This window comes from Pseudomonas sp. FG98 (genome assembly GCF_057808595.1).
This window is the reverse complement of sequence record NZ_JBMDIJ010000017.1, coordinates 19,800-44,647: the sequence shown is the minus strand read 5'-3', so window position 1 is coordinate 44,647 and position 24,848 is coordinate 19,800. Positions and strand designations below refer to the sequence as shown.

The following is a 24,848-nucleotide window of genomic DNA, read 5'->3' as shown; positions in this document are numbered from 1 at the left end:
GTCCGGTGCATGCAGTACCTGTGGGAGCTGGCTTGCCAGCGATGAGGCCCTCAGCCTATCTACCTGACCCGCAGACCGCGCATCACCACCCAGGCAAACCCCACGACCACCACCGCCACCACCCCGCTGGTCAGCATCACCCCCTCACGGAACGCCAGCCCCGCCGCCTGGGCCAGGCCCTCGATGGCATAGGCCCCACCCAGGGTCGCCGCCGCGTCGTTCATGCCTTCCGGCACCACCAGCGACAAGCGATACACCGCTGCCACCGCCCCGCCGATCAGCGTGGTCCCGAGCACCACACCCACTTCATAGGCGGTTTCGCTTACCGATGAAGCACTGCCGGCACTTTCCACCGGCACGCTGCCCAGCACCAGGTCATTGGACACACTGGTGATCGCCGCCACGCTGACATTCAGCAGCAGGAAGGCGATCCCCAGGCTCAGCACCGTGGCCGGCACCAGCGCCATCACGGCAAACGCCGCCGCCGCACCCAGCAGGCAGAAGGCGATCAACTGGTTCGGCGCCACCCGCCGCGCCACCGGCACCACCGCCATGCCGGCGACGATCGCCAGCGCCTGGCCGGGAACCAGCACCAAACAGGCAGCCAGCGGCGACAGGCCGAACACCAGTTGCAGCAATTGGGTGGCGAAGAAGATAAAGCCGATCAGCAAGCCCAGGCTGACCAGGTTGACCAGGATCGACACGCTGAACGCCGGCCGGCGGAACAGGCGCAGGTCCAGCAGCGGCTGTTCCAATTGCAACTGGCGGCGCACAAAGAGCATCCCCCAGGCGCCACCCGCCAACAGGCAGAACAGCGCCTGGGCATCGAACCCACTAGCCGCCGCATGCTTGAGGCCGAGCATCACCCCGGTCATGGCCGCCAGGCTGAGCAGGATGCTGGCAACGTCGATGGCGCCACCGACATGTCGCTCGGTCTCGCTGATCGACGGCGCCAGCAGCAACACCGGCAGGAGGAACGGCAGGGCCACCAGGAACACCGACGGCCAGTCGAAGAACTGCAACAGCACCCCGCCCAGCAAGGGTCCGAGGGCCGAACCCAGGGTCAGGCAGGTGGCCCAGACCGCCACGGCGATGCGGCGCTCCTCGCGGTCCTCGAAGGCGCTGCGGATCAACGCCAGGGTCGCCGGCAGGATCATCGCCCCGAATACTCCGAGCAAGGCCCGCCCGGCGATCACCTGCCAGGCCTGCTGGGACAACGCCAGCAACAACGAAACCAGGGCAAAACCGCCGCAACCGATGAACAGCAAGCGCCGATGACCGAAGCGGTCGCCGCTGCTGCCCATGGTCACCAGCAACCCGGCCAGCACCAGGGAGCAGGCATCGATCATCCACAACTGGGCGGCGGCGGACGGACTGAGAGCCACGGCAATGCGCGGCAGGGCGAAGTTGAGGATGGTGTTATCGATGGTGACCAGTAGCACCGGCAGCATGATCACCAGCAGGGCCGCCCCCTTGGCGCGGTCCCTGATCATCGAGAACAGAGGGCTTGCCGCTTCTTGCATCGTGGTGCTCTCCCTGAGAGGTGTTCAACAGATTGAAAAGCCGCGTGCAGGTGCGGCTGTGCCCGGCCACTCCCGGGCCGAACCAGGCGCGCACTGCGTCGAGCTCGGCGGCGAAGGCATCCGTCGAGTCCTGGCGGCAAAACTGGTGCAACTGGTCGAGGCCACCGGCCAGGTACTCGCGCTGGCGCGCCCCGTGACGGTTGTGGCGCTGGATGTCCCAGTAGGTTTGCGGCGGGTTGTGCAGGATCCGCGCAGCCAGGGCGAACAGGGTCTGCATCGGTGGCGGCGCCAGTTCGGCGAGCAGTTCGGGATCGCACTCGCTGCGTTGCAGGGCGAAGGCAAAGGCCATGACCGCGGCGTGGGGCAGGGTCTGGCACACCGCCATGGTGCGGTCATGGGCCTCCGGACTCAGATGGCGCACGCGCATGCCATGCTCGCCGAGCAAGGTGGCGAAGCGCGCCCCGGCCGCCCCGGGCTCGCGCTCGCAGAGCACCACCGGACGGCCGCGACAATCGAGGGTCGGCGAGAACATCGGGTTGATCCCCAGCGACGGTATGCCCGGCAGCAGTTGCGCAGCCCGCTCCTGGAACGGCTGCTGCACCGAACAGGTGTTGACCAGCAGGCGCAACGACGGCATGCGCCGGGCATAACACTCCAGCACCTGCAAGGCCACCTCTTCTGGCAAAGCGAGGACCAGCGCGGTGGTAGCTTCGAGCAGCTCCGGGGCCTGCTCCGGCAGCTCCAGGGCATCCATCACCCGCTGGTCGAAGGCGCGCCCGGCGGGCTCGCGGTCGATGATGATCGGCGCGTGGCCGGCATCGGCCAGCAGGCCGGCGATAAAGCGCCCGACAATGCCGGCGCCGCCGATGATCAGGTACTTGTCCATGGCTCACCTCTTGATGCTGTGGATGCTATGAAAAGGCACGCTGGCCTTGACCAGCGTTTCGCGCATTTCTTCCGCCGGGTCCGAGGCCGCAACGATGGCGCCGCCAATGCCGAAACTGGCGGTGCCATCCTTGAGCACGGCGGTGCGGATGACAATGCTCAGGTCGGTGTAGCCATCCACGCCGATCCAGCCGAGGGCGCCGGAATAGACGCCGCGCGCCGAGGACTCAAGGCGGTCGATGATCTCCATGGTCCGGCGTTTCGGCGCCCCGGTCATCGAGCCGCCGGGGAAACAGGCACGGATCGCCGCGAAAGGGGCGATATCGGCGCGCAACTGGCCCTCCACGGTGGATACCAGCTGGTGCACCGAGGAATAGCTTTCGATGGCGAACGCACGGGGCACCTTCACCGAACCGGGCACGCAGACGCCGTTGAGGTCGTGCCGGACCAGGTCGACGATCATCAGGTTTTCCGCGCGGTCCTTGGCCGAGTCGGCCAGGTCCTGGCGCAGCGACTGGTCGACCTCGGTATTGCACCCGCGCGGCCGGGTGCCCTTGATCGGTCGCGAGAGAATGCGCCCGCCGCAGTCGATGCGCAGGAAGGTCTCCGGCGAGGCACTGAGGATGGCGAAGTCGCCGGTGTCGATAAAGGCGCCGTAGGGCACCGGACTGATCGCGCGCATGCGCTGGTAGACCTTGAGCGGCGGCTCGGCGCAGGGCATGCGGGCGCGGTTGGTCAGGCAGATTTCATAGGACTCGCCATCGACGATCTCGCGCAGGCAATGGTCGACCTTTTCCTGGTAGGTGGCCGCGCAGTCGGCCAGCCCCAGGGCGGACTCCGCCACCGGGCCGGGAAAATACGCCGGGACCTGCGCCCGCGGCGCCATGCCGGGCGGCTGCAGGACCAGGCGCTCACCCCAGAGGTGGCAGAGCCAGGCCTTGTTGCGCAGGTGATCGAACACCAGCAGGTTCTGCGGCAGGTAGAACAGCGCGTCGGGCAGCTCCGAAACATGGATGTTGTCGGTGCCGGTCAGGGCCTTGAGCTCGTAGCCGAGGTAGCCCACCAGCCCACCGGTAAAGGGAAATGGCGCCTGTGGCCGCTGCGCCTGGCGCAGTTGCGCCATGACCTGCCCCATCAGCTCGAAGAAGTCGCCCTTGAGCAGGCTCTGCCCGGCCGGGCCGCGAATGCTCAACTGGCGGTTTTCCACGTCGTAGGCGAACACCAGGGCCGCGTCCGGATCGCAGGCCCCCATCAGCGAATAACGCGCCTGCCCGCGATCCGCCAGTTCGCTGTCGAGCCAGAAGGCCGCGCCGCGCCCGGCGAACTGGCTGGCGAAGGCATCCAGCGGTGCGGGCACCCGGGCCAGGGGCTGGAAGTCGAAACCCAGGCGCGGCGGACCGCCTGCCGCACGCAGGGCCTGGGCGACCTCCGCCTGACGCCGGTGCGCCCGCCCTTCGCCGACCAGGCGCACGAAGTTGCGCAGCAACTGCCGGCCGAATTCGGAATCGATGGATTCGGGATGGAACTGCACGCCCCAGATCGGCCGCTGGCGGTGGGCCAGGCCCATCACCAGGCCACAGTCGGAACGGGCGGTGACCTCCAGGCAGTCCGCAATCTCGGTGCACACCAGCGAGTGGTAGCGCACTACCTCGAAATCCTGGGCAATACCGGCGAACAGGCCTTGGCCGACGTGGCGAATGCGGGTGCGGTAGCCATGTACCGGCTGCGGCGCATGCTCGACCTTGCCGCCGAAAAAGCAGTTGATGCCCTGGTGGCCAAGACAGATACCGAGCAACGGAATCCGCGCGCGTTCCAGCACCTCGCGACAGACCCCGAAATCCGCCTCGCGGGTCGGATGCCCCGGCCCCGGCGACAGCACCACCGCATCGAAGCGCTCCAGGTCGAGCTGGTCGAAGCTGCGGGTATTGGGTAGCACCACCGGTTGCTCGCCGCCGACCTCGTAGAGGTATTGGGCAATGTTGTTGGTGAAGGAGTCGAAGTTGTCGACGATCAGAACGCGCATGCCTCAGCCCTCCTCCGCCGGCCCGCCGATGCGGGCCATGACCCGCAGCTCCTCGTCGCAGGTCTCCTCGATGATCAGCCGGAACAGGCCGTGCAGGTACTCCGGGCGCAACTGCCGTGACGACGACAGCGCCTGCACCTGGTCCAGGGTGGAAGAGACCCGCGACGGCTGCATCATCGGGATGCCCCGGGCAGACTTGACCCGGGCGATGACCCGGCAGATCTCCATGCGCTCGGCAAGCAGGTCGACCAACAGTTCATTGATCTGGTCCAGTTGCTCCCGGTAGGGCTGCAAGGCGGCAGCGCCGCTGGCATTCATGGACATGGGCGTTCCTCCACCGTCAGCGCTGGCCAGGGGCCCGGCTGATCTGCAGGTTGAGCTTGCGCGCCAGGCAGTCGATCTGCTCGGTGCTGTGCGCCGCCGACAGCGCACAGCGCAGCAGCGCCTTGCCGCTTTCGACGATCGGGTAGAACACCGGGAACACCACCAGGCCTGAAGCGCGCAGGGCGCTGGCGGCCAGGTTGCCCTGGCGTTCGTTGTCGAACAGCGCACCGCGGATCGGTGCGCGCAGGCCGGCATTGAGCATGCGCTGCTCGACCCGTTCGTCGAGGCGTCGCACATTGCTCCATAGCGCCTGCTGCAAGGTCACGATTTCCGAGGACAGGTGAATCTGCGCGGCGGCGACATTGGCCGCCTGCAACGGCAGCGGAATGCTGTGGCCGAACACCAGCGGGTTGGCCAGGGCGCGCAGTTGCCCGGCATTGGCCCCGGGCTTGAGCACGATGAAACCGCCGGCACCACCGAAAGCCTTGCTCAATGAACCGGCGATCAAGGTGTTGCCCGGCAAGCGGTGGCCCAGTTGCTCGAAGGCATAGCCCGCGCCGTAGCAGCCGCTGATGGAGATGCCATGGGCATCGTCGACATACAGGTAGCCGTGGTAGCGCTGCAGGCGCTCGCTCAGTTCGGCCACCGGCAACAGGCCGGACATCGAGCCGACCCCGTCGATCAGCATGACCGGGGTCAGGCTCTCGCGCTGGCAATGGATCAGCGCTTCCTCAAGGCCGTCGCTGTCATCACTGTCGACCCGGCGCACCGGCCCGAACTGGGCAAGCAACCCGCGCAGCACCTGCATCGAAGCATGGGCGGTGCGGTCCACCAGCCACATCACCCCGCGCTCGCGGGTCGGATAGCCGTCCATCGCACCGCTGCCGAGCAAGGGCAGGACGCCGAGGTGGGCGTTGCTGGTGGAACTGAACACGGTGACGCTGCAACCGCTGTAGATATCGCCGAGCAGTTGCTCCAGCTGGCGCAGGTACAACGGGCTCATGGCCGCGCGGCTGGCGGACAGGTGCACACCGAAGCGCTCCAGCGCCACCTGGGCGGCGAGGACCAGGGCCGGGTGATTCTCCAGGCCGAGGTAGGAGCAGGAGACGAATTCGGTGCACTGGCTGCCGTCCACCAGGGTCAGTTGCTTGCCATTGCGGGCAATCACCTCGAAGCCGGTCAGGCCATCGGCGACAGCGTCATCGAGGGCAGCGCTGGTGCGCTGGTGGCGGATGTTCATCCAGTTGTCTTCGCTGCCCGCAGGCGTCCGTGCGTGACCGTTCATGGCGCTCTCCCCAGGGTAAAGACGGAAGGTCCCGTCGCATCGCTGAAATCGTCGTCCTGACAATGGCGGATCGAATGCAGGCCGTGCTGCTCCAGGGCGCTCGCGGCCTGCTCGGCCTGGCTTTCACCATGCTCGATCAGCAAAACCCCGCCCGGGCGCAACAGCCGCGCAGCGAGGCGAGCACTGGCGGCGATCAGTTCGGCGCCCTCCTCCCGCGCATAAATGGCCCCCGGCGGATGGTGGCAGCCCCATTCCGGCAGCAACTCGCTGCCAGCGGGCACATAGGGCGGGTTACTCACCACCACATCGGCGCAGCCATGCCCTGCGGCGAAGGCTTCGGGTCGGCTGATATCGGCGGCCAGCACACTGACCTCGCGCTGCGCGTCGAGACGGCGGATATTGCGCCGCAGGTAGGCGCGAGCGGTGGCGTCGCTGTCGACACAGAAGGTCCGCGCACCGCTGCCGGCCCAGATCGACAGGCCGATGGCGCCCACCCCGCTGCACAGGTCGTAGACCGTGGAATCGCCGGTCAGCGCCAGGTTGCGCTCGATCCAGCGGACCATGGCCAGGCTCTGCCGACGCGGGACGAAGGTGCCGCTGCCGACCAGCAGGCGCTGCTCACCGAAATCGGCATAGCCGAGGACATGGCCGAGGGGAATGCGCGCGCAACGCTCGGCGATATCGTCGCGAAAGGCGTCGAGGCGGCGGGCATCAAGGGCACGGTCGGCCCTGAAATGCTTGTCGGTGATGGCCCGCAGATCACCCAGCGGATCCCATAGCCCGGCCTCGCTCAGCTCGCGCAGGGCCACGGCCTGATGGTGTTCGAAGGCACTGAGGATCATGACCAGGCCTCGTAGTAGGCGGCCAGGCGCTCGTACATCGAGCGGTACAGCCAGGAGAACGCCACCAGTTCCGGTGTCGGGGTAAAGCGCGGGTGCAGCGAGGTGATCAAGCGCGTGTAGTTTTCGCTCATGCCCTGGTCGAGCAAGGGCATCCAGTAGGGCTTGATGTTCCAGCGGTACTCGTAGCCGGTGGCGAACATCTGCCGCACCGTCTCGGCCACGGTTTCGTCGCGGGGCAAGCCGGCCAGGGGCGCGCGGATCGGGCTGAAGCAGGACAGGTCGAGGCTGTTGTCGAGGCCCTCGATGCGGTCGGCGATCCAGGTCGCCAGCAACGGCGACTGGTGCAGGCCATCGCGGTAGGTGCCACTGACCAGCCACAGGCCGTCGTAGTCGCAGGCGCCGATCAACGGGAAGCCGTCGGCGCTGACCGGGCGGTTGCCGACCTGGATATCGAGGATCGACGCATCATGCAGGTCGAGGCTGAGCTGATCGACGGCGCAGTCGAGGAGAAACTGCACATCGGACACCTGGGCGTGGCTGCGCGGCTGTTCGGCGAGGATATTGGTCGCGCCGATATACAGCAGGTCCTCGCCCCGTGGCACACAGTGCAGGCCGCAGGCGAAAGCGCGATTGGGCGTGCGGATCACCGTTTGCGGGACCTTCTGCCCCGGGCGCAGGCGCAGCAGGATCGACACCCCGTAGCCGGCGAACAGCGGCGGGATATGCCGGCGGATTTCCTCCAAGCCGTCGAACAGCTCCAGGGAGTGCACGCCGGCGGCCACCACCACATGCCGTGCCGGCAGGTGGCGACCGTCGTGCAGGGCGACGCCCGTGGCGCTCCAGCCTTCGCTGAGCACCCGGCTGGCGTTGCCGTCGATGATTTCACCGCCACAACCGAGCAAGGCGGCGTCGAGCTTGTCCAGCAGCAGGTGGGCGTCGATGGCGTTTTCGTCGGGGATCAGCAGCGCCTGCATCGGCCGCACCAGGTCGTTGGCCTTGATCCAGTCCAGCTCGGCGGGCGCCACCGGGGTGTAGAAGGTCTGGTAATCGCGCAGTGCCTGTTCGATGGCGGCGTAGTTGACGCTGTCGATCTCGGCCATGCCGGCAGAATTGAGAATCACATGGGTACCGCAGGCGCTGAGCAGCCCGGCGGGGTTGCCGCTGGCCCGGGTCAGCCGTTCGTTCCAGCGCGCCCAGAGGCCCTTGGCCTGGATATCCATGGCCAGTTTCAGGCGACCGTAGTCGCTGGCCAGAAGACCGCGGGTCACTTCCCCGAAACAGCCGTTCATCGCGCCCGCGGCACGGGACGCGGCGTTGCGCCGGGCGGTTTCCCCGACCCGGCAGACGCTGAGTCCGCGACTGGCCAGCTCGAAGGCGATGGACGCGCCGACAGCACCGCTGCCGACCACAACAACGTCGTGGATCATGGTTGTCTCCCGCGATAGCGAAACGGAAAAACAGGACGGCTGGCACTGTAGGAGAGCAGTGCCAGGAGACAAGCTGCCGGCTTGTCTCGAACCCGTCCGAACGTCAGGGAGAACAACGCGGACAAAGGGTGGGATTGTCCGGGTGCGTTGTTCCACCGCTCGACAGCACGGCGAGAACACTAGGGGCTTGGAGGCGAGGGAACAACTACCGGAACAGGCGGGTTAGTTGGCGTAGGAAACGTCTTAGTCAAGCAGTTGCAAGGGATAGGAACAACGCTATTGGCACTTTCGATCCGAACGTTTTGCAACTTCGCTGGACAGTTAAACATTCGTCGCCGGGCTATTTTTAATTTGCTCCCGGACAGGCTCAGATCAGGCCCAGTGCCGCGGCCTGGGCCGCTGCCCGGACGCGGTTGGACGAGCCGAACTTGCGCAGGATGCTCTTGATATGAAAGTTCACCGTGTGCTCGGAAAGTTCCAGGATCTCGGCGATGCCTTGCGAACATTTGCCATCGGCGATCCAGCGCAATACCTGGACTTCCCGCTCGCTGAGGCGGATCGCAGAGGGCATGCCTTCGACTCGCAGCAGATGCTCGTCGAGCAACTCGACAAGGCTGCGAAGTTGCAACTTCAAGAACACCGGCTCGTGCTTTTTGATCGGCCCCTTGCGCCGCGCCACGCAGAGCATGCGCCAGGAGCCGTCGCCAGCACGGTGGCTGAAGGTGGCGCCGCAGGCGTAGCCAAACTCGCGCAGGCTGCCGGCGGCATCGCAACTGGCGTCCCACAGCGAGAGGCCGGGCGCCGGGCATTGCACTTCAGCGGACGGCCATTCGTCCGGGTAGGTACCGCTGAAATGCACCGCAGTCTGGCTGAAGGGCACGGCATGACGGCGGCCCCAGGCGAAACGGTCGAAACCGAGCGCACGGGTCAGGTGGTCGGTCTCGCCGAACAGTTCGGCGGGGGTCTGGCAGTCGGCGAAGCGGGTATTGGCTTCGAGCCACCAGGGCATGAAGTCGGGGGTGGGCCTCATTGGCGGGGATCCTGTCTGTCCCTGATGGGGTGTTGTTCAGGCCCTCATCGCTGGCAAGCCAGCTCCCACAAGGACCGCGCCGAGCACAGAAACTGTGGCTGATCCAGAACCCTGTGGGAGTCGGCTTGCCGACGATGAGGCCAGCAACCACAAAATCAATCGGCTTGCCTGCCACCATAGAATCTCCCATAGGGTCGGCATTCACAGTACCTGTGGGAGCTGGCTTGCCAGCGATAGGGCCAGCTGCCACACCATAGCATTCACGATCAATGCACCGCGAAACAGCATCCCCGGCAGACTACAGCTCCACAAAGGGGCAGCGCCATTCATCGGGCGAATACCCTTCCCCCAGCCCACACGCCGCTTTCTGCACACTGGTGCGGAACTTGCTATCACTGTGATGTCGGGCCGCGACCGGTAACGGTGCACGGCCATACCCAATATCCGCCGCTTCTCAAGGACCAAATGATGAAAAAAGCATGGCTGACGCTTTCCGCTGTTGCTCTGTGTCTGGCTGCCGGCAGTACCTTCGCCAAGGAATACAAAGAGCTGCGCTTCGGCGTCGATCCTTCCTATGCACCCTTCGAGTCCAAGGCCGCCGACGGCAACCTGGTGGGCTTCGATATCGACCTGGGCAACGCGATCTGCAAGGAACTCAAGGTCACCTGCAAATGGGTCGAAAGCGATTTCGACGGCATGATTCCGGGCCTGAAGGCCAACAAGTTCGACGGCGTGATTTCGTCGATGACCGTTACCCCGGCTCGGCAGAAGGTCATCGATTTCTCCGAGGAACTGTTCTCCGGCCCTACCTCGCTGGTCTACAAGAAAGGCTCCGGCCTGAGCGCCGACATCGCTTCGCTCAAGGGCAAGAACGTCGGCTACGAGCAGGGCACCATCCAGGAAGCCTATGCCAAGGCCGTGCTGGACAAGGCCGGGGTCAAGACCAAGGCCTACCAGAACCAGGACCAGGTCTACGCCGACCTGACCTCCGGGCGTCTGGACGCCTCGATCCAGGACATGCTGCAAGCCGAACTGGGCTTCCTCAAGTCGCCGCAAGGCGCGGATTACGAAGTGAGCGAGCCGGTCAACAGCGACCTGCTGCCGTCCAAGACGGCGATCGGTATCAAAAAAGGTAACACCGAGCTGCAGACGCTCCTTAACAAAGGTATCAAAGCGTTACACGACGACGGCACCTACGCCGAAATCCAGAAGAAGCACTTCGGTGAGCTGAACCTCTACAGCGGCAAATAACCGCTGAAACAGTGCCCGCCTGTTCAAGGCGGGCATTTCTATTTCAATGCCTTGGGGTTTGCGTCAAATGCTCGACGACCTGCTCGCCCTGCTCGGGCTTTCCGCCTTCAGTCTGAAAGGCTTCGGCCCGCTGCTCTGGCTGGGCACCTGGATGACCATCAAGCTGTCGTTCATGTCCCTGCTGGTGGCTGTGGGCCTGGGCCTGCTCGGCGCCAGCGCCAAGCTCTCGGCGGTGCGCCCGCTGCGCCTGATCGCCCAGTGCTACACCACGCTGATCCGCGGCGTGCCCGACCTGGTACTGATGCTGCTGATCTTCTATAGCCTGCAAACCTGGCTCACCAGCCTCACCGATTACATGGAATGGGAATACATCGAGATCGACCCGTTCGCCGCCGGGGTGATCACCCTCGGGTTCATCTACGGTGCCTATTTCACCGAGACCTTCCGCGGCGCCATCCTCGCCGTGCCCCGCGGCCAGGTCGAAGCGGCCACGGCCTATGGCCTCAAGCGCATGCAGCGATTTCGCTTCGTGGTCTTCCCGCAGATGATGCGTTTCGCCCTGCCGGGCATCGGCAACAACTGGATGGTGATGCTCAAGGCCACCGCACTGGTGTCGATCATCGGCCTGGCCGACCTGGTCAAGGCGGCCCAGGATGCCGGCAAGAGCACCTACCAACTGTTCTACTTCCTGGTGGTCGCGGCCTTGATCTACCTGGTCATTACCAGCACCTCGAACCTGGTCCTGCGCTGGCTGGAACGGCGCTATAACGTCGGCACCCGGGAGGCGCTGCGATGATCGAACTGCTCCAGGAATACTGGCGGGCCTTCCTCTATACCGACGGCACCCATATCACCGGCCTGGCCATGACCCTGTGGCTGCTCAGCGCCTCGCTGCTGATCGGCTTCATCGTCTCCATCCCGCTGTCGATCGCCCGGGTCTCGCGGCGTTTCTGGATACGCTGGCCGGTGCAGTTCTACACCTACCTGTTCCGCGGCACACCGCTGTATATCCAGTTGCTGATCTGCTACACCGGGATCTACAGCATCGCCGCAGTGCGCGAACAACCCGTGCTGGATGCGTTCTTCCGCGATGCGATGAACTGCACCATCCTCGCCTTCGCCCTTAACACCTGCGCCTACACCACGGAGATCTTCGCCGGGGCGATCCGCAGCATGCACCACGGTGAAATCGAGGCGGCCAAGGCCTACGGGCTGCACGGCTGGAAGCTCTATGCTTACATCATCATGCCGTCGGCGCTGCGCCGCTCGCTGCCGTTCTACAGCAACGAGGTGATCCTGATGCTGCACTCGACCACGGTGGCCTTCACCGCTACCGTGCCGGATATCCTCAAGGTCGCCCGGGACGCCAACTCGGCCACCTTCATGACTTTCCAGTCGTTCGGCATCGCGGCGTTGATCTACCTGTGCGTCACCTTTGCCCTGGTCGGCCTGTTCCGCCTCGCCGAACGGCGCTGGCTGGCCTTCCTCGGCCCTGCTCACTAGGACTTTCCATGCACCACAAGACCCATGATCTGCTGGCCCCGGTGCCCGGTATCGCCCGGCAGATCCACAGCTTCCACTTCGGCCCGCGTGCCGGCGGCAAGATCTATATCCAGGCCTCGCTGCATGCCGACGAACTGCCCGGCATGCTGGTGGCCTGGCACCTGAAGCAGCGCTTCGCCGACCTCGAAGCCCGCGGCCTGCTGCGCCGCGAGATCGTCCTGGTGCCGGTGGCCAACCCCGTGGGCCTGGAACAGGTGCTGATGGACGTACCCCTGGGCCGCTACGAACTGCAAAGCGGCGAGAACTTCAACCGCCGCTTCGTCGATCTCTCCGACCAGATCGGCGACCAGATCGAAGGCCATCTGACCCAGGATCCCCAGCACAACCTGGAACTGATCCGCGAGTACCTGCGCCGCGGCCTCGATGCCCATCCGGCCAATACCCCGCTGCAATCGCAACGCCTGACCCTGCAACGGCTGGCCTGCGACGCCGACATGGTGCTCGACCTGCACTGCGACTTCGAGGCGGTGGAACACCTCTACACCACCCCGGAGGCCTGGGCCCAGGTCGAACCGCTGTCGCGCTACCTCGGAGTACAGGCCAGCCTGCTGGCCACCGACTCCGGCGGGCAGTCCTTCGACGAGTGCTTCACCCTGGTCTGGTGGCAATTGCAGCAGCGCTTCGGCAAGCAGTTCCCGATCCCCATGGGCAGTTTCTCGGTGACCGTCGAGCTGCGCGGCCAGGGCGATGTCAGCCATCCGCTGGCCGAGGCCGACTGCGAGGCGATCATCCAGTACCTGACCCGCTTCGGCGCCATCGATGGCCAGCCGGCGCCGTTGCCGCCACTGCTTTACCCGGCCACGCCGCTGGCCGCCGTGGAGCCGGTAGCCACGCCGCTGGGCGGGCTGCTGGTGTTCCATGTCAAACCCGGGCAGTACCTGGAGGCGGGGGAACTGGTGGCCGAGGTCATCGACCCGCTCAACGACCGGGTGACCCCGGTCCGCAATACCCAGGCCGGCCTGCTCTACGCCCGTTCGCTGCGGCGCATGGCCACCGCCGGGATGGTCATCGCCCATGTCGCTGGCCGCGAGGCCTACCGTAGCGGCTATCTGCTGTCGCCTTGAGGAGTCGTGCGTGTACAAACTGACCATCGAAGACCTGCACAAGAGCTACGGCGAGCACAAGGTGCTCAAGGGCGTATCGCTGAAGGCCAGGAGCGGCGACGTGATCAGCCTGATCGGCGCCAGCGGCTCGGGAAAAAGTACCTTCCTGCGCTGCATCAACTTTCTTGAACAACCCGACGACGGGCGCATGACCCTGGACGGCAAGGACATCCGCATGGTCCATGACCGCCACGGCATGCACGTGGCCGACGCCGACGAACTGCAACGCCTGCGCACCCGCCTGGCCATGGTGTTCCAGCACTTCAACCTGTGGAGCCACCTCAGCGTGCTGGAAAATATCTGCATGGCGCCGCGGCGGGTGCTCGGGGTGAGCAAGCAGGAGGCCGAGGAACGCGCCCGGCGCTACCTGGACAAGGTCGGCCTGGCGCCGCGGGTGGCCGAGCAGTACCCGGCCTTCCTGTCCGGCGGCCAGCAGCAGCGGGTGGCCATCGCCCGGGCCCTGGCGATGGAGCCGGAGGTGCTGCTGTTCGACGAACCGACCTCGGCCCTCGACCCGGAACTGGTGGGCGAGGTGCTCAAGGTGATCCAGGGCCTGGCCGAGGAAGGCCGGACCATGATCATGGTCACCCACGAAATGGCCTTCGCCCGCCAGGTGTCGAGCCAGGTGATGTTCCTCCACCAGGGCCTGGTGGAAGAGCAAGGGCCACCGGCCGAAGTGCTCGGCCAGCCGAAAAGCGAGCGCCTGCAGCAGTTCCTGCGCGGCAATCTGAAATAAAACCAACCGGGGCGGCCGGTGGTCTGTGAAGACACAGCCCTTGCCGAGCCGCCCATGCCCGCCACGCCCAATCTCGCCGATGCCTGGTTCGCCACCCGTGGCTGGACGCCGTTCGCCTTCCAGCGCCAGGTGTGGGCGGCGGTGGGCCGTGGCGAGTCCGGCCTGCTGCACGCCAGCACCGGTGCGGGCAAGACCTATGCCGTATGGCTCGCCGCCCTGCGCGCCTTCGCTCGCCCGGGCAATCAACCGGCGCCCTTGCAGGTGCTGTGGATCACACCGATGCGAGCTCTGGCCGCCGACACCGCCCGCGCCCTGCACAGCCCGCTGGATGACCTCGGACTGCCGTGGACGGTTGGCGTGCGCAGCGGCGATACCGGCAGCGCCGAGCGGGCGCGCCAGGCCCGGCGCCTGCCTTCGACCCTGATCACCACGCCGGAAAGCCTGACCCTGCTGCTGACCCGAGCCCAGGCGCAGAGCGACTTCGCCAGCCTGCGCATGGTGGTGGTCGACGAATGGCACGAGTTGCTCGGCAACAAGCGCGGCGTGCAGTTGCAACTGGCCCTGGCGCGCCTGCGTCGCTGGCAGCCCGGCTTGGTGGTGTGGGGCTTGTCGGCGACCCTGGGCAACCTGCCCCACGCCCTGGAGGTGCTGCTGCCGCAAGGGGGGCGCCTGATCGAAGGCCGCCAGGACAAGCGCTTGCTGGTGGATTGCCTGCTACCCAAGGCCATCGAGCGCTTTCCCTGGGCCGGGCATATGGGCTTGAGCCAGTTGGGTCAGGTGGTCGACGAGATCGAGGCCTGCAAGAGCTGCCTGGTCTTCACCAATACCCGGGCCCAGGCCGAACGCTGGTACCAGGGATTGCTGGAGGCCCGGCCGGACTGGGCGGGGTTGATCGCCCTGCACCATGCCTCGCTGGCCCGCACTACCCGCGACTGGGTCGAGCGCAGCCTCAAGGAGGGCGGCCTGAAAGCCGTGGTCTGTACCTCCAGCCTCGATCTGGGGGTGGACTTTCTGCCCGTCGAGCGGGTGTTGCAGATCGGCTCGGCCAAGGGCGTGGCGCGCCTGATGCAGCGTGCCGGGCGCTCCGGCCACGCACCGGGGCGGGCCTCGCGCATCACCCTGGTGCCGACCCACAGCCTGGAACTGGTGGAAGCCGCTGCGGCGCGCCAGGCCCTGGCGGCCGGGCAGATCGAGGCGCGGCAATCGCCACGGCTGTGCCTGGACGTGCTGGTCCAGCATCTGGTCAGCATGGCCCTTGGTGCAGGGTTCCGGCCCGATGCATTGCGCGAGGAAGTCCGCAGCACCTGGGCCTTCCGCGACCTGCAGGACAGCCAGTGGCAATGGGCGCTGGACTTCGTCCGGCATGGCGGCAGCTCGCTGAGCGCCTACCCCGACTACCAGCGGGTGGAGCCCGACGCGGACGGGGTCTGGCGGGTGGTCAGCGAACGCCTGGCGCGGCGCCATCGCATGGGCATCGGCACCATCGTCAGCGACGCCAGCATCCAGTTGAAGTTCTGGAGCAAGGGTGGCGGCGGTGCCAGCCTGGGCAGCGTCGAGGAGGCTTTTATCGCGCGCCTGCGCCCGGACGATGCGTTCGTCTTCGCCGGTCGGGTGCTGGAACTGGTGCGCGTGGAGAACATGACCGCCTATGTGCGCCGCAGCACCTCGCGCAAGGCCGCGCTGGCGCGCTGGAATGGCGGGCGCATGCCGCTCTCCAGCGAACTGGCGGATGCCCTGGTGGCGCAACTGGATGCCGCCGCCCACGGTCACTTCGATGGCCCGGAAATGCGCGCAGTACGGCCGCTGCTGGCGTTGCAGGCCGAATGGTCGGCGCTGCCCACGCAAAGCAGCCTGCTGGCCGAGACCTGGCACTCGCGCCAGGGCTGGCACCTGTTTCTCTACCCCTTCGCCGGGCGCATGGCCAACCTCGGCCTGGCCAGCCTGGTGGCCTGGCGGGCGAGCCGGGAACAGCCGCTGAGCGTGTCCATCGCGGTCAACGACTATGGCTTCGAACTGCTGACCCCCACGGCCGTGGACTGGGCGGCGCTGCTGCCGGCGGCACTGAGTCCGGATCATCTGCTGGAAGACGTGCTGGCCAGTCTCAATGCCGGTGAAATGGCCCAGCGGCGCTTTCGCGAGATCGCGCAGATTTCCGGGCTGGTTTTTGGCGGGTATCCGGCGGCGCAGAAAAGCACCCGGCAGATCCAGGCGTCCAGCGGACTGTTCTTCGAGGTCTTCCGCCGCCATGACGCGGGCAACCTGCTGCTGGGCCAGGCCCGCGACGAAGTGCTGCGCGAGGAGCTGGAGATCGAGCGCCTGCAAGGCCAGTTGCACAAGATGAACGGTTTGCGCCTCGACCTGCATGCGCTGCGCCGCCCCGGACCATTGGCCTTTGCCCTGGTGGTCGAAGGCATGCGCGAAACCCTGAGCACGGAAAAACTCGCCGAGCGCATCGCGCGGATGGTCGCCGAGCTGGAACAGGCCGCCGAACGGAGGCCGCGCCATGCCCGCGCACGTTGAGATCGAACTGTGTGGCACGCGCCTGTGGCTGCTGGCGGACCGCGCGCTGTACTGGCCGGCGCGCAAGGCGCTGCTGCTGGCCGACGTGCACATCGGCAAGGCCGCCAGCTACCGCGCCCTGCATCAACCGGTGCCGCGAGGTACCACGGCGGCGACGCTGCAACGCCTGGACGCCTTGCTGGGCGCTTATCCCTGCGAGCAACTGATCGTGCTGGGAGACTTCATCCATGCCCGCTCCGGTCGCGCACCGGCCACCCTGGCCCTGCTGCGGGAATGGCGTGAGCGTCATGCGGGGTTGCGGATCTGCCTGGTTCGCGGCAATCACGATCGACATGCTGGCGATCCGCCCGCGGAATTGGCTATCGATGTGCTGGACGAGCCCTGGCTGCTGGAGCCCTTCGCCCTGCAACACGAGCCGGTGGCGCATCCGGACAGGCCGGTATTGGCCGGGCATGTGCATCCGGTCTGCGTGTTGCGTGGCCGGGCGCGACAGAGGCTGCGCCTGCCGTGCTTCGTGATCGACGAGCAGGTCAGCCTGCTGCCGGCCTTCGGCGAATTCACCGGGGGCTGGGAGGTGACTCCCGCAGCCCCGGCGCGGCTGTACCTGGCGGGGGATGGCCAGGTCTGGCCGCTGACACGCTGAATTCAGGCGACCGGGGCAGGAGGTGGTTCGTCGGGCAGGGTCGGCTCGCCAGGTTCCATCGGCGGGGTATCACCGGGTTGTGGCGGTTGCGGGGTATCGGGATCGGGCTGACCGGGCACACCACCGGCGTGCACGGGCGGATGCGCCAGCAGCGACCACGCCGGAAGCCCGATCTGGTTGGGCTGCAAGTGGGCAAGCTTGGCGCTGATACTGGGGTCGAGTTTCATTGGCTACTCCTGACGAGAGCCGGCGCGCCTCGTGCGCGTCGGGACGGTTCATCTCGTTGGAGTGCCGAATGCCGGGGGAATTCCCCCGGCTCGTCGGATCAGGTGCGCGGCAGGGTCACGCCGCGCTGGCCCTGGTACTTGCCGCCGCGGTCCTTGTAGGACACTTCGCATTCTTCATCAGATTCGAGGAAGAGCATCTGCGCCACGCCTTCGTTGGCGTAGATCTTCGCCGGCAGGGTGGTGGTGTTGGAGAACTCCAGGGTCACGTGGCCTTCCCACTCGGGTTCCAGCGGGGTGACGTTGACGATGATGCCGCAGCGCGCGTAGGTGCTCTTGCCCAGGCAGATGGTCAGGACATTGCGCGGAATGCGGAAGTACTCGACGGTGCGGGCCAGGGCGAAGGAGTTCGGCGGGATGATGCAGACGTCGCTCTTGACGTCGACGAAGCTGCCGGCGTCGAAGTTCTTCGGATCGACGGTGGCCGAGTTGATGTTGGTGAACACCTTGAATTCGTCGGCGCAGCGCACGTCGTAGCCATAGCTGGAGACACCGAAGGAGATCAGCTTGTCGTTGCCGTCGTTGCGTACCTGGCGCTCGACGAACGGCTCGATCATGCCGTGTTCCTGCGCCATGCGGCGAATCCACTTGTCCGATTTGATGCTCATGGCGGGGGTCCTGAAATAGCGGGGTGAAAAAGGTGAGGCGCATCTTACCGGGACGAGCGCCCGCTTCAAAGATTTAGCCTGCATCCAATCGCCGGACGGGGTTGTGCAGGCCACGAACGGCGCCGTCAGTCATGAATTGCGCAAAAGCCCCACGAGACCATTGGCACCTCGCGGAAAAAGGGTTAAGGTGCCGCCACTGTGCTGCACGTTGTCACTGAGAATCTCTACTTGATGCAAGATTTCGATCGCCCATCCATGAATTTTCTGTCTTTTTGCACTCAGTCTCGGCCAGGGCGTTCCTGAGCCGAATAAACTTTTGTCCAAGGAGACAGACCATGTCCAATCGCCAAACCGGTACCGTCAAGTGGTTCAACGATGAGAAAGGCTTCGGCTTCATCACCCCACAATCCGGTGACGACCTGTTCGTACACTTCAAAGCCATCAAGGCTGACGGCTTCAAGAGCCTGAAAGAAGGCCAACAGGTTTCTTTCATCGCTACCCGCGGTCAGAAAGGCATGCAAGCTGAAGAAGTTGAAGTTATCTAACTTCTGCTTCATCGCTTGAAAAAAACCCGCCTCACGGCGGGTTTTTTTATGCCTGGAGATTGGTCCGCCCTGAGCGACAGGGCGGACCAAGGGCAAATCAATCGTCGCTGACAGTAATACTCGGCATCGCCGGCGCCGCCGCTTCCTGCAACACCAGACGCGCGCCCACCGAACGGGCCAGTTCCTGGTAGACCATGGCAATCTGGCTCTCCGGTTCGGCAATCGCCGTCGGCTTGCCATTGTCGGCCTGCTCGCGGATCAGCATCGACAGCGGCAGCGAGGCCAGCAGCTCGACACCGTACTGCGCTGCCAGCTTCTCGCCCCCGCCCTCACCGAACAGATGCTCGGCATGCCCGCAGTTCGAGCAGATATGCACGGCCATGTTCTCCACCACGCCGAGCACCGGGATGTTCACCTTGCGGAACATCTCCACGCCCTTCTTCGCGTCGAGCAAGGCCAGGTCCTGGGGCGTGGTGACGATCACCGAGCCTGCCACCGGCACTTTCTGCGCCAGGGTCAGCTGGATATCACCGGTGCCTGGCGGCATGTCGATCACCAGGTAGTCGAGGTTGTTCCAGGCGGTCTGGGTCACCAGTTGCAGGAGCGCGCCGGAGACCATCGGGCCGCGCCAGACCATCGGCGTGTTGTCGTCGGTGAGGAAGGCCATGGACATCACCTCCACGCCATGGGCCTTGATCGGCACGAACCACTTCTGTTCCTTGACCTGCGGCCGGGTGCCCTCGGCGATACCGAACATCACGCCCTGGCTCGGGCCATAGATGTCCGCATCGAGAATGCCGACCCGCGCACCTTCGCGGGCCAGGGCCAGGGCCAGGTTGGCGGCGGTGGTGGACTTGCCCACGCCGCCCTTGCCGGAGGCCACGGCGATGATGTTCTTGACGTTGGCCAGGCCGGGGATCTGCGCCTGGGCCTTGTGCGGCTCGATCACGCAGTCGATGGTCACCTTGGCGGCGCTGACGCCGTCCAGCCCCTCGATGGCGGTTTGCAATACCTGCGCCCAGCCGTTCTTGAACAGGCCGGCGGCGTAGCCGAGCTGCAACAGCACGCCGACCCGGTCGCCCTCGATGACGATGGCGCGCACGCAACCGGCGCTGACCGGGTCCTGGTTCAGATAAGGGTCGGTGTATTGACGAAGGACGGCTTCAACCGCTGCGCGAGTGACGGCGCTCATGGAGACTCCCGAAATAAAGACTGATCGAAACAGGCCGCTATGCTAACCCGTGTGTCAGCGACGGGACGTCCACGGGGTGAAATATATTTGCCGGCGCTTTATAGTTGCCGATCACCGTTTTTTCCTGATAGCCGAATTAAGTAGCCGAGCCCCCATGTCCGAGCCACGCCAGATCCTCGTTACCAGTGCCCTGCCCTATGCCAATGGATCCATCCACCTTGGCCACATGCTCGAGTACATCCAGACCGACATGTGGGTGCGTTTCCAGAAGCACCGTGGCAACCAGTGCATCTACGTCTGCGCTGACGACGCCCACGGCTCGGCGATCATGCTGCGCGCGGAGAAGGAAGGCATCACCCCGGAACAGCTGATCGACGGCGTACAGAAGGAACATGCCGGCGATTTCGCCGACTTCCTCGTCGATTTCGACAACTTCCACTCGACCCACGCCGAAGAAAACCGCGAGCTGTCGAGCAGCATCTACCTGGCGCTGCGCGATGCCGGCCATATCGCCACCCGTTCGGTCACCCAGTACTTCGACCCGGACAAGAAAATGTTCCTCGCCGACCGCTTCATCAAGGGCACCTGCCCGAAATGCGCGGCGGAAGACCAGTACGGCGACAACTGTGAAAAATGCGGCGCCACCTACGCGCCGACCGAGCTGAAGAACCCGAAATCGGCCATTTCCGGCGCCACCCCGGTGCTCAAGGATTCCCAGCACTTCTTCTTCAAGCTGCCGGACTTCCAGGCCATGCTCCAGGAGTGGACCCGCAGCGGCACCCTGCAGGACGCCGTGGCCAACAAGCTGGCCGAGTGGCTGGATTCCGGCCTGCAGGAGTGGGACATTTCCCGCGATGCGCCGTACTTCGGCTTCGAGATCCCGGACGAGCCGGGCAAGTACTTCTACGTCTGGCTGGACGCGCCGATCGGCTACATGGCCAGCTTCAAGAACCTCTGCGCACGCCGTCCCGAGCTGGACTTCGACGCGTTCTGGAACAAGGACTCCACCGCCGAGCTGTACCACTTCATCGGCAAGGACATCGTCAACTTCCACGCCCTGTTCTGGCCAGCCATGCTCCAGGGTGCCGGCTACCGCAAGCCGACCGCGATCAACGTGCACGGCTACCTGACCGTCAACGGCCAGAAGATGTCCAAGTCCCGCGGCACCTTCATCAAGGCGCGCACCTACCTGGACCACCTGCCGCCTGAGTACCTGCGCTACTACTACGCCTCCAAGCTCGGCCGCGGCGTCGATGACCTCGACCTGAACCTCGAGGACTTCGTGCAGAAGGTCAACTCCGACCTGGTCGGCAAGGTGGTCAACATCGCCAGCCGCTGCGCCGGCTTCATCCACAAGGGCAACGACGGCGTGATGGTCGCTGGCGACGCCGCGCCGGAGCTGACCGAGGCCTTCCGTGCCGCTGCGCCGAGCATTGCCGACGCCTACGAGGCCCGTGATTTCTCCCGCGCCATGCGTGAAATCATGGCCCTGGCCGACCGCGCCAACGCCTGGATCGCCGACAAGGCGCCATGGTCGCTGAACAAGCAGGAAGGCAAGCAGGACGAAGTCCAGGCCATCTGCGCCCAGGGCATCAACCTGTTCCGCCAGCTGGTGATCTTCCTCAAGCCGGTGCTGCCGGTGCTGGCCGCCGAGGCCGAGGCGTTCCTGAATGTCGCGCCGCTGACCTGGAACGACCACCAGACCCGCCTGGAAAACCACAAGCTGAACCCGTTCAAGGCGCTGATGACCCGTATCGAGATGGCCAAGGTCGAAGCCATGGTCGAAGCCTCCAAGGAAGACCTGGCCGCCAGCCAGGGCCCTGCGGCACCCGCCGGCAACGGCGAGCTGGCCAAGGATCCGCTGTCCCCGGAAATCGAATTCGATGCCTTTGCCGCGGTCGACCTGCGGGTCGCCCTGATCGTCAAGGCCGAAGCCGTCGAAGGTGCCGACAAGCTGCTGCGCCTGACCCTGGACATCGGTGACGAACAGCGCAACGTGTTCTCCGGCATCAAGTCGGCCTACCCGGACCCGGCCAAGCTGGAGGGACGCCTGACCATGATGATCGCCAACCTGAAGCCGCGGAAAATGCGCTTCGGCGTCTCCGAGGGCATGGTCATGGCCGCCGGCCCTGGCGGTGAAGAGATCTACCTGCTCAGCCCTGACAGCGGCGCCAAGCCGGGTCAGCGCATCAAGTAAACCCCGCGCCCCGGCCTTATCCGCCGGGGCGTTTTCATTGCATCGTCGGTGCCGGATGCCATGACCGAACTGATCCTCGCCCTGATCGGCGCCGCCCTGATCAACAACATCGTCCTGCAGCATGGGCTGGCAATCGACCCGTTGCTGCGAAGGGAACGCGGCCCCTGTGGGAGCTGGCTTGCCAGCGATTACGATAGTGGGCCCACCGACGTCATCGCTGGCAAGCCAGCTCCCACAGGGGCCGCAGCGCGCCTGAGGGTGCATGCACTTGGCCTGGCGACGCTGGTGGCGATGCTGCTGGTCAGCGCCCTCGGCCAGTTGCTCTATCGCTATGCCTTGCAACCCCTGCAACTCGACTACCTGCGCCTGTTCGTCTTCCTTCCGCTTTGTGTGCTGGGCCCTGCGCCGATTCTCGCTGGCCTGCAACGCTGGCTGAAGGACTGGCCATTCGCCGGCCTTCAGCCGCTGCTGACCGGTAACGCCGCGCTGCTCGGCCTGTGCCTGCAACTGAGCAGCGAGCCTCAAGGGGTACTGCACGCCAGCATGGTCGGTCTCGGCAGCGGCCTGGGTTTCTGGCTGGTGCTGGCACTGTTCGACGACCTGCGCCAGCGCAGCCGGCATGACGACATACCCGCCGCCTTTCGCGGCCTGCCCATCGAGCTGATGAGTGCGGGGATCATGGCCGTGGCGTTTCTCGGCTTCAACGGACTGTTCAATTCATGAGCCAGGATCTGCAACCCGACGCCCGCCTGCGCAACGCCATGCACCTGGTGCTGCTGGCGTGCCTGCCTGGCCTGCTGGTGCTGTTCTGGACCTATGGCTGGGGCGTGCTGTTCAACCTGCTGCTCAGCGCCGGCGCCGCCCTGCTGACCGAGGCGGCGCTGCTGCGCCTGCACGGGCGGACGGTGCTGGCAGCACTGAACGATGGCAGCGCGCTGGTCAGCGCCACCCTGCTGGCCATCGCCCTGCCCGCCCATGCGCCCTGGTGGCTGGTGGTGATTGCCGCCAGCAGCGCAATCGCCCTGGGCAAGCAGCTCTATGGCGGGGTCGGGCGCAATCCGTTCAATCCGGCGATGCTCGGCTATGCCATCGTCCTGCTGTCGTTTCCCGTGGCGATGACCCATTGGCCGGCGCCCCAGGGGCTGGATTTCGCCCATAGCCTCGACGCCCTGCTCGGCCTCGGGGAACGGCCGGATGCCTGGAGCCAGGCCACGGTACTCGACGGACTGCGGCAAAACCGCAGCCTGACCATAGAGGAGTTGTTCGCCAGTCATCCCGGCTTCGGTCACCTGGCCGGACGCGGTACCGAGTGGGCCAGCCTGGCGTTTCTCGCCGGTGGCCTGTTCCTGCTGCAACGCAAGGTGATCGCTTGGCAAGCACCCTTGGCGATGCTTGCCAGCCTGTTGCTGATCAGCCTGCTGTGCTGGAACGGTTCGGGCTCGGACTCCAATGGCTCGCCTGTGCTTCATCTGCTGGCCGGTTCGACCATGCTGACCGCCTTCTTCATCATCACCGAGCCGGTCAGCGGGCCGAAAACACCATGGGGGCGCCTGCTGTTCGGCGCCGGTGTCGGCCTGCTGGTCTACCTGATCCGCACTTGGGGCAACTACCCCGATGGCGCAGCCTTCGCCGTATTGCTGATGAACCTCGGCGTGCCGGCCCTGGATCGCTGGGCGGAACGTCGAGGCGCGGAGGCGACATGAACCGTCGAGGCGTACTGATCGTGGCAGTGCTGGCGCTGACCGGCGTGGCTGCCAGCGTTGCCTGGCAACACTATTGCGCGCCGCGCATCGCTGCCGCCGAAGCACAACAGCAAGAGCGTGCCTGGCTCGCGGTACTGCCCCCGGACAGCTACGACAATCAGCCGCTGCAACGGCCAATCGCCCTGCCCGATGCCGAACTGCTGCACAGCCGCTTGCAGGCCGGCTATCTCGCCACCCTGCACGGCCGCACCAGCGCGGTGTTGCTGCACAGCCGCTTTGCCGGTTATGCCGGAGCGATCGACCTGCTGATCGCCATCGACCGGGATGGCCGGGTGATCGCCAGCCGTGTGCTGCAGCAGCAGGAAACCCCGGGGTTGGGCGGGCGTATCGCAGAACAGGACAACACCTGGCTGCAAGGCTTCAACGGCCATGGCCAGGCCAACACGGCAGAAGGGGCCTGGGCACTGAAACGCGATAACGGCCAGTTCGATCAGTTGGCCGGGGCCAGCATCACCTCCCGCGCTGTGATCCATGCAATCCAGGATGCCCTGCGCTACTTCGACCAGCACGCCAGCGACTGGCTGGGGGAGGAGAAGACCAATGAATAGCGTCTGGCTGGCCGCCCTCAGCCTTGCGCCGCTGCTCGGTGCGAGCCAGACATTGACCCAGGCCATTGCCATGGCGCTGCTCAGCAGCCTGGCGATCCTGATCCACCGGGTACTGATGACGCCCCTGCGAAAGCGGCTGGACGCGACCTCCAGCCTGATCGCCAGCGTGCTGCTGGCCAGCACCGTAGTGACCTGCCAGACCCTGGCCCTGCACACCTGGGCCCTGGAATTGCGCCAGGCCTTGGGGATTTATCCGGAACTGATCGCCCTGTCCTGCCTGCTGTTCGAACAAAACCTCGGCAAACCGGGCCAATGGCCGCGTGTGGCAAGCCTGCTGGGCGGCTACGCAGCCTTGTTCCTGCTGCTGGGCGCCAGTCGCGAGCTGCTGGCCAGCGGCACCCTGCATTTCTCGTTCGCGAGCGGGCCGCACACCAGCGGCCTGCACCTCGCCAGCCTGGCACCGGGAGCCCTGCTGCTACTCGGCCTGCTGCTGGCCCTGATCAAACGAGCCTGTCCGAAACAGGCCGCCCCAGACCGTGAAGGAAACAGCTGATAA

24 protein-coding genes are annotated in these 24,848 nt (G+C 65.6%); 13 read left to right on the top strand and 11 right to left on the bottom strand.

Annotated features, from left to right (window positions below; all coding sequences use genetic code 11):
- Window positions 1-59: 59 nt before the first annotated feature.
- The 8 genes from ACODSK_RS13595 to ACODSK_RS13560 form a co-directional block, all read right to left on the bottom strand.
- Window positions 60-1,523, bottom strand: a complete 1,464-nt coding sequence (locus ACODSK_RS13595; protein WP_489016708.1) for an MFS transporter — start codon at window positions 1,521-1,523, stop codon at window positions 60-62.
- Window positions 1,420-2,409: a prephenate dehydrogenase dimerization domain-containing protein gene (locus ACODSK_RS13590; RefSeq protein WP_489016707.1), complete on the bottom strand. Its 990-nt coding sequence runs from the start codon at window positions 2,407-2,409 to the stop codon at window positions 1,420-1,422. The genes ACODSK_RS13595 and ACODSK_RS13590 overlap by 104 nt, the downstream gene beginning before the upstream one ends.
- Window positions 2,410-2,412: 3 nt before the next feature.
- Window positions 2,413-4,431 carry an aminodeoxychorismate synthase component I gene (gene pabB, locus ACODSK_RS13585; RefSeq protein WP_489016706.1) on the bottom strand — a complete coding sequence of 673 codons (2,019 nt, stop codon included), beginning with the start codon at window positions 4,429-4,431 and terminating at the stop codon, window positions 2,413-2,415.
- A gap of 3 nt (window positions 4,432-4,434) precedes the next feature.
- Window positions 4,435-4,755 (bottom strand): chorismate mutase, encoded by a 321-nt coding sequence (locus tag ACODSK_RS13580; protein WP_489016705.1) that lies wholly within the window; start codon window positions 4,753-4,755, stop codon window positions 4,435-4,437.
- A 16-nt stretch (window positions 4,756-4,771) separates the two neighbouring features.
- Window positions 4,772-6,040 (bottom strand): aminotransferase class I/II-fold pyridoxal phosphate-dependent enzyme, encoded by a 1,269-nt coding sequence (locus ACODSK_RS13575; protein WP_489016703.1) that lies wholly within the window; start codon window positions 6,038-6,040, stop codon window positions 4,772-4,774.
- A complete protein-coding gene (locus ACODSK_RS13570) occupies window positions 6,037-6,882 on the bottom strand; it encodes a N5-glutamine methyltransferase family protein (RefSeq protein ID WP_489016702.1) in 846 nt (281 codons plus the stop codon). Before ACODSK_RS13570 ends, ACODSK_RS13575 begins: the two co-directional genes overlap by 4 nt.
- Window positions 6,879-8,309, bottom strand: coding sequence for an FAD-dependent oxidoreductase (locus ACODSK_RS13565; protein WP_489016700.1), 1,431 nt, complete (start codon window positions 8,307-8,309; stop codon window positions 6,879-6,881). The genes ACODSK_RS13570 and ACODSK_RS13565 overlap by 4 nt, the downstream gene beginning before the upstream one ends.
- Window positions 8,310-8,676: 367 nt before the next feature.
- On the bottom strand, window positions 8,677-9,339 hold the full coding sequence (locus ACODSK_RS13560; RefSeq protein ID WP_489016699.1) for a LuxR C-terminal-related transcriptional regulator: 663 nt from the start codon (window positions 9,337-9,339) through the stop codon (window positions 8,677-8,679).
- 468 nt (window positions 9,340-9,807) lie between these two features.
- On the opposite strand from ACODSK_RS13560, the gene ACODSK_RS13555 reads away from it, so the two are divergent.
- The 7 genes from ACODSK_RS13555 (at window position 9,808) to pdeM (ending at window position 17,155) form a co-directional block, all read left to right on the top strand.
- The gene (locus ACODSK_RS13555) at window positions 9,808-10,590 is read left to right on the top strand and encodes a transporter substrate-binding domain-containing protein (RefSeq protein ID WP_489016697.1); all 783 of its coding nucleotides are present in this window, start codon (window positions 9,808-9,810) and stop codon (window positions 10,588-10,590) included.
- Between the two features lie 67 nt (window positions 10,591-10,657).
- Window positions 10,658-11,386 carry an ABC transporter permease gene (locus ACODSK_RS13550; protein WP_489016696.1) on the top strand — a complete coding sequence of 243 codons (729 nt, stop codon included), beginning with the start codon at window positions 10,658-10,660 and terminating at the stop codon, window positions 11,384-11,386.
- Complete coding sequence (locus ACODSK_RS13545) at window positions 11,383-12,093, top strand: ABC transporter permease (RefSeq protein WP_489016694.1); 711 nt, start codon at window positions 11,383-11,385, stop codon at window positions 12,091-12,093. Before ACODSK_RS13550 ends, ACODSK_RS13545 begins: the two co-directional genes overlap by 4 nt.
- Window positions 12,094-12,101: 8 nt before the next feature.
- The gene (locus tag ACODSK_RS13540; protein WP_489016692.1) at window positions 12,102-13,217 is read left to right on the top strand and encodes a succinylglutamate desuccinylase/aspartoacylase family protein; all 1,116 of its coding nucleotides are present in this window, start codon (window positions 12,102-12,104) and stop codon (window positions 13,215-13,217) included.
- 10 nt (window positions 13,218-13,227) lie between these two features.
- Window positions 13,228-13,992 (top strand): ABC transporter ATP-binding protein, encoded by a 765-nt coding sequence (locus tag ACODSK_RS13535; RefSeq protein WP_489016690.1) that lies wholly within the window; start codon window positions 13,228-13,230, stop codon window positions 13,990-13,992.
- 54 nt (window positions 13,993-14,046) lie between these two features.
- The gene (locus ACODSK_RS13530; protein WP_489016688.1) at window positions 14,047-16,512 is read left to right on the top strand and encodes a ligase-associated DNA damage response DEXH box helicase; all 2,466 of its coding nucleotides are present in this window, start codon (window positions 14,047-14,049) and stop codon (window positions 16,510-16,512) included.
- On the top strand, window positions 16,496-17,155 hold the full coding sequence (gene pdeM, locus ACODSK_RS13525) for a ligase-associated DNA damage response endonuclease PdeM (RefSeq protein ID WP_489016686.1): 660 nt from the start codon (window positions 16,496-16,498) through the stop codon (window positions 17,153-17,155). The genes ACODSK_RS13530 and pdeM overlap by 17 nt, the downstream gene beginning before the upstream one ends.
- A 2-nt stretch (window positions 17,156-17,157) precedes the next feature.
- Here the strand turns inward: pdeM and ACODSK_RS13520 are convergent, their stop codons facing one another.
- Both ACODSK_RS13520 and dcd read right to left on the bottom strand, forming a co-directional pair.
- Entirely contained in the window at window positions 17,158-17,382 is a 225-nt protein-coding gene (locus ACODSK_RS13520) for a hypothetical protein (protein ID WP_489016684.1), read from the bottom strand.
- 98 nt (window positions 17,383-17,480) lie between these two features.
- Window positions 17,481-18,047 carry a dCTP deaminase gene (gene dcd / locus ACODSK_RS13515; RefSeq protein WP_042122772.1) on the bottom strand — a complete coding sequence of 189 codons (567 nt, stop codon included), beginning with the start codon at window positions 18,045-18,047 and terminating at the stop codon, window positions 17,481-17,483.
- Window positions 18,048-18,382: 335 nt separating this feature from the next.
- On the opposite strand from dcd, the gene ACODSK_RS13510 reads away from it, so the two are divergent.
- Window positions 18,383-18,592: a cold-shock protein gene (locus ACODSK_RS13510; RefSeq protein WP_028943495.1), complete on the top strand. Its 210-nt coding sequence runs from the start codon at window positions 18,383-18,385 to the stop codon at window positions 18,590-18,592.
- A 97-nt stretch (window positions 18,593-18,689) separates the two neighbouring features.
- On the opposite strand, the gene apbC is transcribed toward ACODSK_RS13510, so the two are convergent.
- Window positions 18,690-19,784 (bottom strand): iron-sulfur cluster carrier protein ApbC, encoded by a 1,095-nt coding sequence (gene apbC, locus ACODSK_RS13505; protein WP_489016682.1) that lies wholly within the window; start codon window positions 19,782-19,784, stop codon window positions 18,690-18,692.
- A gap of 154 nt (window positions 19,785-19,938) precedes the next feature.
- Here apbC and metG point away from each other — a divergent pair, with 154 nt between their 5' ends.
- From metG to ACODSK_RS13480, 5 genes are read left to right on the top strand one after another with little or no spacing between them, the layout of a single operon-like run.
- Window positions 19,939-21,981: a methionine--tRNA ligase gene (metG, locus tag ACODSK_RS13500; RefSeq protein ID WP_489016680.1), complete on the top strand. Its 2,043-nt coding sequence runs from the start codon at window positions 19,939-19,941 to the stop codon at window positions 21,979-21,981.
- Window positions 21,982-22,041: 60 nt separating this feature from the next.
- Window positions 22,042-22,704, top strand: coding sequence for an Rnf-Nqr domain containing protein (locus ACODSK_RS13495; RefSeq protein ID WP_489016678.1), 663 nt, complete (start codon window positions 22,042-22,044; stop codon window positions 22,702-22,704).
- The gene (locus ACODSK_RS13490) at window positions 22,701-23,684 is read left to right on the top strand and encodes an RnfABCDGE type electron transport complex subunit D (RefSeq protein WP_489016677.1); all 984 of its coding nucleotides are present in this window, start codon (window positions 22,701-22,703) and stop codon (window positions 23,682-23,684) included. The genes ACODSK_RS13495 and ACODSK_RS13490 overlap by 4 nt, the downstream gene beginning before the upstream one ends.
- Window positions 23,681-24,292 carry an RnfABCDGE type electron transport complex subunit G gene (locus tag ACODSK_RS13485; protein ID WP_489016676.1) on the top strand — a complete coding sequence of 204 codons (612 nt, stop codon included), beginning with the start codon at window positions 23,681-23,683 and terminating at the stop codon, window positions 24,290-24,292. The genes ACODSK_RS13490 and ACODSK_RS13485 overlap by 4 nt, the downstream gene beginning before the upstream one ends.
- Window positions 24,285-24,845, top strand: coding sequence for an Rnf-Nqr domain containing protein (locus tag ACODSK_RS13480; RefSeq protein ID WP_489016674.1), 561 nt, complete (start codon window positions 24,285-24,287; stop codon window positions 24,843-24,845). The genes ACODSK_RS13485 and ACODSK_RS13480 overlap by 8 nt, the downstream gene beginning before the upstream one ends.
- Window positions 24,846-24,848 lie beyond the last annotated feature (3 nt).

Coding starts and splice junctions, on each gene's coding strand:
- ACODSK_RS13480 (WP_489016674.1), top strand. CDS start 24,285: ATGAATAGCGTCTGGCTGGCCGCCCTCAGCCTTGCGCCGCTGCTCGGT.
- ACODSK_RS13485 (WP_489016676.1), top strand. CDS start 23,681: ATGAACCGTCGAGGCGTACTGATCGTGGCAGTGCTGGCGCTGACCGGC.
- ACODSK_RS13530 (WP_489016688.1), top strand. CDS start 14,047: ATGCCCGCCACGCCCAATCTCGCCGATGCCTGGTTCGCCACCCGTGGC.
- pdeM (WP_489016686.1), top strand. CDS start 16,496: ATGCCCGCGCACGTTGAGATCGAACTGTGTGGCACGCGCCTGTGGCTG.
- ACODSK_RS13575 (WP_489016703.1), bottom strand. CDS start 6,040: ATGAACGGTCACGCACGGACGCCTGCGGGCAGCGAAGACAACTGGATG.
- ACODSK_RS13490 (WP_489016677.1), top strand. CDS start 22,701: ATGAGCCAGGATCTGCAACCCGACGCCCGCCTGCGCAACGCCATGCAC.
- ACODSK_RS13555 (WP_489016697.1), top strand. CDS start 9,808: ATGAAAAAAGCATGGCTGACGCTTTCCGCTGTTGCTCTGTGTCTGGCT.
- ACODSK_RS13590 (WP_489016707.1), bottom strand. CDS start 2,409: ATGGACAAGTACCTGATCATCGGCGGCGCCGGCATTGTCGGGCGCTTT.
- ACODSK_RS13550 (WP_489016696.1), top strand. CDS start 10,658: ATGCTCGACGACCTGCTCGCCCTGCTCGGGCTTTCCGCCTTCAGTCTG.
- ACODSK_RS13580 (WP_489016705.1), bottom strand. CDS start 4,755: ATGTCCATGAATGCCAGCGGCGCTGCCGCCTTGCAGCCCTACCGGGAG.
- dcd (WP_042122772.1), bottom strand. CDS start 18,047: ATGAGCATCAAATCGGACAAGTGGATTCGCCGCATGGCGCAGGAACAC.
- apbC (WP_489016682.1), bottom strand. CDS start 19,784: ATGAGCGCCGTCACTCGCGCAGCGGTTGAAGCCGTCCTTCGTCAATAC.
- pabB (WP_489016706.1), bottom strand. CDS start 4,431: ATGCGCGTTCTGATCGTCGACAACTTCGACTCCTTCACCAACAACATT.
- ACODSK_RS13520 (WP_489016684.1), bottom strand. CDS start 17,382: ATGAAACTCGACCCCAGTATCAGCGCCAAGCTTGCCCACTTGCAGCCC.
- metG (WP_489016680.1), top strand. CDS start 19,939: ATGTCCGAGCCACGCCAGATCCTCGTTACCAGTGCCCTGCCCTATGCC.
- ACODSK_RS13495 (WP_489016678.1), top strand. CDS start 22,042: ATGACCGAACTGATCCTCGCCCTGATCGGCGCCGCCCTGATCAACAAC.
- ACODSK_RS13570 (WP_489016702.1), bottom strand. CDS start 6,882: ATGATCCTCAGTGCCTTCGAACACCATCAGGCCGTGGCCCTGCGCGAG.
- ACODSK_RS13565 (WP_489016700.1), bottom strand. CDS start 8,309: ATGATCCACGACGTTGTTGTGGTCGGCAGCGGTGCTGTCGGCGCGTCC.
- ACODSK_RS13595 (WP_489016708.1), bottom strand. CDS start 1,523: ATGCAAGAAGCGGCAAGCCCTCTGTTCTCGATGATCAGGGACCGCGCC.
- ACODSK_RS13540 (WP_489016692.1), top strand. CDS start 12,102: ATGCACCACAAGACCCATGATCTGCTGGCCCCGGTGCCCGGTATCGCC.
- ACODSK_RS13545 (WP_489016694.1), top strand. CDS start 11,383: ATGATCGAACTGCTCCAGGAATACTGGCGGGCCTTCCTCTATACCGAC.
- ACODSK_RS13560 (WP_489016699.1), bottom strand. CDS start 9,339: ATGAGGCCCACCCCCGACTTCATGCCCTGGTGGCTCGAAGCCAATACC.
- ACODSK_RS13510 (WP_028943495.1), top strand. CDS start 18,383: ATGTCCAATCGCCAAACCGGTACCGTCAAGTGGTTCAACGATGAGAAA.